The following is a 7,175-nucleotide window of genomic DNA, read 5'->3' as shown; positions in this document are numbered from 1 at the left end:
AGTCTCCATCCTGCCCAACGGCCCGATCCCCGCCGGATCAGCCGCCCACCTGATCGGAGGCGAAACCGCATGACGACGGCGACGCGAGGCCCGCTGGCCGCCGGGCACCCTGACGAGACGCGGCTGGACCGCATCGGCATCCCGCATCTGCTGCGCTTCGGCTTCCTCGCCGTGCTGCTGGTGATGACCGGCGTCGGGGTGGAGTCCAATATCCTCACCCCGCACATGGTCGACGTCCTCGGCTCCCCGGAGGCGACGGTCTCGACGATCATCACCGGACACTCGGTCTCGGTGCTCATCGCCTCCTACCTGGCCGGGGCGCTCTCCGACCTCTTCGGGCCGCGCCGGGTCATGGCTGTCGGCGCGGCGGTCTTCCTGCTGTTCCAGGTGCTGTTCCTCGTCGCGCTCTCGCTGGGCAGCGTGGAGATGGCCGCGGTCACCTACTTCCTGCGCGGCTTCGGCTTCCCGATGTTCGCCTTCGCCTTCCTGGTCTGGATCAACGTCACAGCCCCGCCGGAGCGGAACTCCACGGCGATCGGCTGGTTCTACGTGATGTACACCGGCGGGCTGCCGACGCTCGGCTCACTGGTGGCGATCGGCGCGATCCCGGCCTTCGGCGGCGGAGGCGTCGGCGGCGTCGGCGAGACCGGCGCGATGTGGCTGGCCGGCGGACTGGTCGCCCTCGGCTTCCTGGTGGGCTGGTTCGGCGTGCGCGACGCGCGCGGCAGCCGGCGCCTCGCCCCGGAGGGGGAGACGTCGATGCAGGTGATCACGGCCGGGCTGCGGCTGACGTTCACCAATCGCAGGGTGGCCATGGGCTTCCTGGTCCGGCTGATCAACACCGCCCCGCAGTTCGGCATGTTCATCGTGCTGCCGGCAGTCATCGCCACCACCCTCGAGTGGGGCCAGTCACGCTGGCTGGCGATGACCGTCGCCGTCTACGCGACCAACATCCTGGTCAACGCGGTCTTCGGCGCCATCGGCGACCGGTGGGGCTGGCGCCGGACGGTGAAGTGGTTCGGCATCACCGGCTCGGCGATCGGCCTGCTGCTCTGGTGGTACGTCCCGCACCTGGTCCCGGCCGGATCCACCTGGGGCTACCTGCTCTCCGTCGTCGCCGGCTGCGTCTTCGGATGCCTGCTGGCCGGATTCGTGCCGATGGGCGCGATCATGCCGGCGCTGGCCCCGGACCACAAGGGCGCGGCGATGGCGATGTACACCACCGCCGCCGGCGGGGCGACCTTCCTCGGCTCGGCCGTGGTCGCCGTCGTGTTCACTGTCGCCGAGTGGTTCGGCATGGGGGACTTCGCGCGCAACTCCCTGGTCGTCTGGGTGTTCGTCGCCCTCTACGGCTGCGCCTTCCTGATGATCCGCCACCTGGAGGTCCCCGAGGACGAGGAGAAGGAGAAGCACGGTCGGCTGTTCGGCCGGCGTCGCCCGGCCGAGGAGCTGGACCCGGCCCGCGTCGAGACCCCGCAGAGTCCGACTCCTGCAGGAGGCCCGACCGCCGACGCCGTCGACGCCGTCGATTCCGTCGACTCCGCTGACCTGCGAGGAGGAGAGCGATGAGCCCGACCGAGAACGCCCCGCGCCCCGCGCGGCTCTTCGACCTGACCGGCCGCGTCGCCGTCGTCACCGGCGGCGCCTCCGGGCTGGGCGAGGCCATCTCCCGCGGCTTCGCCGGCCAGGGCGCGACGGTGGTGCTCGCCGACCGCGACGCCGAGCGGCTCCAGGTCGCGGCCGCGCGGCTGCGCGCCGACCACCCCGACGGCGGCGGCGTCGACACCCGCACGGTCGACGTCACCGACGCCGCGGCGGTGGAGGAGGTCTTCGGCGACATCGCCGACGCGCACGGCCGTATGGACATCCTGGTCAACTCCGCCGGCGTCGTCGCCCTGGCCCCCGTCGAGGAGCTGGCGCCGGAGACCTGGGAGACGATCCTCTCGGTCAACCTGACCGGCACGTTCCACGCCTGTCAGGCCGCCGCCCGGCGGATGAAGGAGGCCGGGCACGGACGCATCGTGAACATCGCCTCGCAGGCGGCGCACGTCGCCCTGGACCAGCACGCCGCCTACGGCGCCTCGAAGTCCGGGCTGTTCGGGCTGACGGCGTCGCTGGCCCGCGAGCTCGGGCCGCACGGCGTCACCGCCAACACGATCTCGCCGACCGTGGTGATGACCGAGCTGGGGAAGCAGGCCTGGGACGGTCCGCACGGCGAGGCGCACCAGGAGCAGATCCCGACGCGTCGATTCGCCGAGCCGGAGGAGATCGCCGCGGCGGTCGTCTACCTCTCCTCGACGGAGGCGGCGATGGTCAACGGCGCCGACCTGCGCATCGACGGCGGCTTCACCATCGTGTGATCCGCCCTCGGGGCTCCCGAGGACCGGCGCCGTCCGGACCCGCACACGACTGATGGCTCTGGAGTTCGGGCCGGCCCCCGATACGGGGGAGTTTCGGCCCGAACTCCAGAGCCATCGCTGAGTCTGCCGGGGAGGGCCGGCCGCTCACTGCTCCAGGGAGAAGCCCTGCAGCTGGTCGGCGTTCTCCTCGGTGATCAGCACGCAGTCGAGGGCGACCTTCTCGTCCTCCAGCGGGGACTCTCCGGTGCGGATGACCTCGTCGAGGACCTCCATCGCCTGAGTGGTGCCCTCGGTGATGGGCTGGAGCACGGTGGCGGCCATGTCGCCCTCGGCCACCGCCTGGGCGGCGTCGTCGTTGCCGTCGAAGCCGAGGACCTCGACGTCGTCGAGGGCGCCCTCCTGCTCCAGCGCGTTGATCGCGCCCAGGGCCATCTCGTCGTTGCCGGCTACCACGCCGTCGATGTCCGGGTAGCGGGAGAGCAGCTGCTCCATCTTCTCCTGGCCTTCCTGCCGGTCCCAGTTGGCGATCTCCTCGCCGACCTTCTCGAGGTCCGGGTACTGCGAGAGCACGCCCTCGTAGCCGTCGGAGCGGACCTGGGCGTTGTTGTCGCTGGGCTTGCCCAGCAGCTCCACATAGGTTCCCTCGTACTCCATCGCCTCCGCCCAGGCCTCGGCGCCGACGGTCGCGCCCTGGGCGTTGTTGGAGACGATCTGCGCCTCGGCCAGTCCGGTCTCGGCGATCTCGGCGTTGACCAGCGAGACCGGGATCCCGGCGTCGACGGCCTTCTGCACGATGGCCACCGACTCGTCGGCTCCGGCCGGGTCCAGCAGGATCCCGTCGACGTCGTTGTTGATCGCGGTCTCCATCAGCCGCGTCTGCTCGTCGGGATCGTTGCCGTGGGCCGAGGTGTCGGTGGAGTACCCCATCTCTTCGGCGACGGTCTCGGCCGTGTCGATCTCGGCCGACCAGTACGGGTTCGACGGGTCGACGGTGATGATCGAGATCTCGCCGCCGCCCTCGCCTCCGCCGCCCTCGCCGCCGGCGTCGGCCTCTTCGGAGCCGCCGCAGCCGGTCAGGGCGAGTCCGGTCGCGGCGATCGCCGCCGTGGTGCTCAGAATGGTGCGTCGCATGGTGGTGCCTTTCTGGATTCGGTGCGGGTGATGCCGATCAGGCGATCGGCGGGTCCGGTCGACGTCGGCGGCGGGCGCGCCGCGCCCCTGCCGCGACGCCGGCTCCGTGCTCAGACGCCGGCGGCCTCCTTCCCCTCGGAGTCCCGGTCGCGCTCGGCCTGCTCGGAGACTCGTCGGGCCTCGGCGACGGCGCGGGCCTGCGCCCGGCGGCGCTGGACGATCTGCTGGATCTGGTCCACCGCGACGGCGAGGATGATCACCGCGCCGGTGATGACGGTCTGCCAGAACGGGGAGACGCCGACGATCACCAGACCGTTGGACAGGAAGCCGATCACGAAGGCGCCGATGATGGTGCCGCGCACAGTGCCGCGTCCGCCGGAGAGGGCCGCGCCGCCGATCACGACGGCGGCGATCGCGTTGAGCTCGTAGAACTCGCCGAGGTCGGCGGTGGAGGAGCGGATGTTCGCGATCTGCAGGATGCCGACCATGCCGGCGCACATGCCGGTGAGCACGTAGATGCGCGTCTTCACCCGCTTGATCGGCACGCCGGAGAGCTCGGCGGCGCGCTCGTTGCTGCCGGTGGAGTACAGCCAGCGGCCGAACGGCGTGCGGGTCAGCAGCAGCGAGAAGACCACGGCGACGGCGATCATCACCCAGGCCGCGATCGGCACGCCCAGCGGCCGGCTGGCGAAGATCTCGAAGAACCCGGTGTTGCCCAGTCCTTCCTGCCCGCGCAGCTCGTTGGTGATGTTCGTGCCGCCCAGCAGCACCTGGGTGAGTCCGCGTCCGACGTAGAGCATGCCCAGGGTGACGATGAACGGCGCCAGATTGAGCCGGGAGATCAGCAGCCCGTTGACGAGCCCGACGAGCATCCCCACGGCGATCGAGATCAGCACGATCACCCAGGTCGCGGGGAACATCACCGCCTCGGTCAGCGGCAGGTCGACGCCGCGGAAGAGGTTGCCGGCCACGGCGCCGGTCAGTCCCACGGTGGAGCCCACCGAGAGGTCGATGCCGGCGTTGAGGATGACCATCAGCATCCCCAGGGCGATGATCGCGTTGAAGGAGACGTCCTTGGCGATGGTGGTCAGATTGCTGACCGCCAGATAGTTGTCGTTCAGGGCGGCGAAGATGACGATGATGATCGCCAGGGCCACCAGGGCGCGGGCCTCCACGAGGACCGAGCCCAGGGAGAAGGAGAACCGCGAGCCGCGCTGCGTCTCCGCCGCCGCCTGCTGAGCTGTCGTGCTGCTCATGATGATGCTCCGTTCGTGGTGCTCGTGCTGCTGGTGCGGGAAGTGCTCTCGGGGTCTCCGGCGGGTCCGGAGGTCCCGGCGGTCGCGGAGGTCCGCGCGTGCTCCGGGACGGTGCCCTCCGCGGCGGCGAGGACCTCGTCGCGGCCGGTCTCGCGGGGGTCGAGCTCGCAGACCACCTGGCCGCGGCTCATCACCACGATCCGATGCGAGGCGGTCAGCGCCTCGCCGACGTCGGAGGTCACGAAGAGCACGCCCAGGCCGCGGTCGGCCTCGTCGAAGAGCAGCGAGAAGATCTCGCCCTTGGCGCCGACGTCGACGCCGCGCGTCGGCTCGTCCAGCAGCACCACGCGGGGAGCGGTCAGCAGCATCTTGCCGATGACCGCCTTCTGCTGATTGCCGCCGGAGAGCGACATGATCGGCGCATCCGGCCCCTCGGTCTTCACCCCGATGTCACTGATGGTCCGCGCGACGCTGGAGAACTCCGCGCGCTTGCCGAGGAAGAAGCCGCGGACCCAGGTGCGCAGGCTGGCCAGCGCCATGTTCCGCCCCACCGACTGCATCTGCACGATGCCGTCGCGCTGACGGTCCTCCGGCACCAGGCCCATGCCCTGGGCGATGCGGTCTCCGATGCCGCGTCCGGCGAGGTCGGTGCCGTCGAGCGTCACCCGTCCGCCGGCGAGCTCGTCGCGCCCGGCCAGCGCCTCCATCAGCTCGGTCCGGCCGGCGCCCATCAGCCCGAAGAGGCAGACGATCTCGCCCTCGCGGACGTCGACCGAGACATGGTCGACGGGGATCTTGCCGGTCGACGGGTCGGCGACGGTGACGTCCTGCACGGAGAGCGCGACGTCGCCGTGGCGGCGCTCGCGGTCGCGGAAGTCGTAGTCGGCATCGCGGCCGACCATCGTGTGCACCACCCAAGGGAGGTCGATGTGCTCGGCCTCCTCGGCGGCGACCAGCTCGCCGTCGCGGAAGACCACCGCATGGTCGGCGATCTCGATGGCCTCCTCCAGGTGGTGGGAGATGTAGACGATCGCCACGCCCTGGCGGGTGAGCTCGCGGATGATCCCGAAGAGCACATGCACCTCGGAGGTGCTCAGCGCCGAGGTCGGTTCGTCCATGATCAGGATGCGCGCGTCGGTGGACAGCGCCCGGGCGATCTCGACGATCTGCTGCTGGCCCACTCGCAGGTCCTGGACCAGCGTCTCCGGGGAGACGGGCTCCTCGAGCCGATCCATCAGCTCGCGGGTGATCTCGGCCTGCCGCCGATAGTCGATCCCGCGCGCGCCGAGGATCTCGCGGCCGAGGAAGATGTTGTCGCGGACGGTGAGGTTGGCGTTGAGGTTCAGCTCCTGATGGATGATCGAGATGCCGCGGGCGACGGCCTGCGAGGTCGAAGCGAGCTCGACGCGCTCGCCGTCGAGCTCGAGATGCCCGGCGGTGGGCTGCTCGACGCCGGAGAGGATCTTCATCAGCGTGGATTTGCCGGCGCCGTTCTCGCCGAAGAGCACCGTCACCTCGCCGGCGCGGACGTCGAAGTTCACGCCCTTCAGCGCGCGGGTGACGCCGTAGGTCTTGCTGATGTCGACGGCGCGCAGCACCACCTCGCCGGCGCGGTCTGCGGTGGGCGCCGACTCCGCCGTCGTGGCGGCGGGCGTCGAGGGCTCGGCCCCGGTCTCCTCCGCCGGGCTCATCCGTCGGCCTCCAGCTCGATGGGCTGGATGGTGATCGGCTTGCCCTCCGGAGCCTCGCCGCCGGTGCGCACATGGCGCAGCACGCCGCGGACGGTGACCTCCTGGTCGACGAGGCTCGACGGGTCGTCGCCCAGCGCCTCGGCGGCGTCGGCGCGGAGCAGGGCGGCGAGCTCGTTGCCGACCTGCTGGTAGCCGGTCTGGCCCGGGGCGTCGCCGAACTCGAAGCCCGTCAGGTCGCGGATCAGCGTGCCGTCGACGGCCGTGCCCACCGGCACGACCACCGGACGCTCCGTGGAGAGCCCGTCGACGCCGAGCGTCAGGGTGTTCTCGTCAGCGTCCTCCACTGTGCCGGTGGCCGAGACGGTGTAGGCGTCGGTGCCCTCGCTGGGGGAGAGCGCCTCGAACTCCTCGGCCGCGGCCTCGGGGTCCTCGGCGATCGCGGAGGTGACTGCGTCCAGATCGGCCGGCTCGCCGACCAGCTCCTCGGCCGCCTGCGCGTGGAGGTCCTCCGCCGTCGCCGCCGGGTCGAACTCGTCGGGGGTCAGCGCGTCGACCTCCTCGGGCGTGAGGAAACGGGTGTTGAACAGCATCGCCGCGGCCAGCACGACGACCACGGCGCCGCCGACGAGTCGTGACCGGGTGATGCGCGGAGTCTGCGCGCGGCTCATGCGGTTTCGCCTCCGATCAGGTGGGCGGCTGATCCGGCGGGGATCGGGCCGTTGGGCAGGATGGAGACT

At 71.1% G+C, this 7,175-nt stretch carries 6 protein-coding genes; 2 read left to right on the top strand and 4 right to left on the bottom strand.

Annotated features, from left to right (window positions below; genetic code table 11):
* Positions 1-69: 69 nt before the first annotated feature.
* Together GCL72_RS09595 and GCL72_RS09590 are read left to right on the top strand one after the other, a co-directional pair.
* A complete protein-coding gene (locus GCL72_RS09595) occupies positions 70-1,569 on the top strand; it encodes an RbtT/DalT/CsbX family MFS transporter (RefSeq protein WP_246161128.1) in 1,500 nt (499 codons plus the stop codon).
* Positions 1,566-2,360, top strand: coding sequence for a GolD/DthD family dehydrogenase (locus GCL72_RS09590; RefSeq protein WP_153144498.1), 795 nt, complete (start codon positions 1,566-1,568; stop codon positions 2,358-2,360). The genes GCL72_RS09595 and GCL72_RS09590 overlap by 4 nt, the downstream gene beginning before the upstream one ends.
* 144 nt (positions 2,361-2,504) lie before the next feature.
* On the opposite strand, the gene GCL72_RS09585 is transcribed toward GCL72_RS09590, so the two are convergent.
* From GCL72_RS09585 to GCL72_RS09570, 4 genes are all read right to left on the bottom strand, one after another.
* Positions 2,505-3,491 carry a D-ribose ABC transporter substrate-binding protein gene (locus GCL72_RS09585; protein WP_153144497.1) on the bottom strand — a complete coding sequence of 329 codons (987 nt, stop codon included), beginning with the start codon at positions 3,489-3,491 and terminating at the stop codon, positions 2,505-2,507.
* Positions 3,492-3,601: 110 nt separating this feature from the next.
* Positions 3,602-4,747, bottom strand: coding sequence for an ABC transporter permease (locus GCL72_RS09580; RefSeq protein ID WP_153144496.1), 1,146 nt, complete (start codon positions 4,745-4,747; stop codon positions 3,602-3,604).
* Positions 4,744-6,438 carry a sugar ABC transporter ATP-binding protein gene (locus tag GCL72_RS09575; protein ID WP_153144495.1) on the bottom strand — a complete coding sequence of 565 codons (1,695 nt, stop codon included), beginning with the start codon at positions 6,436-6,438 and terminating at the stop codon, positions 4,744-4,746. The genes GCL72_RS09580 and GCL72_RS09575 overlap by 4 nt, the downstream gene beginning before the upstream one ends.
* Positions 6,435-7,106: a DUF2291 family protein gene (locus GCL72_RS09570; RefSeq protein ID WP_153144494.1), complete on the bottom strand. Its 672-nt coding sequence runs from the start codon at positions 7,104-7,106 to the stop codon at positions 6,435-6,437. The genes GCL72_RS09575 and GCL72_RS09570 overlap by 4 nt, the downstream gene beginning before the upstream one ends.
* Between the last annotated feature and the right edge of the window lie 69 nt (positions 7,107-7,175).

This window comes from Nesterenkonia halophila (assembly GCF_009467795.1).
Classification (GTDB): domain Bacteria; phylum Actinomycetota; class Actinomycetes; order Actinomycetales; family Micrococcaceae; genus Nesterenkonia; species Nesterenkonia halobia.
Note: the sequence above shows the minus strand (reverse complement) of the source record. Positions and strands in the feature narration are given on the sequence as shown.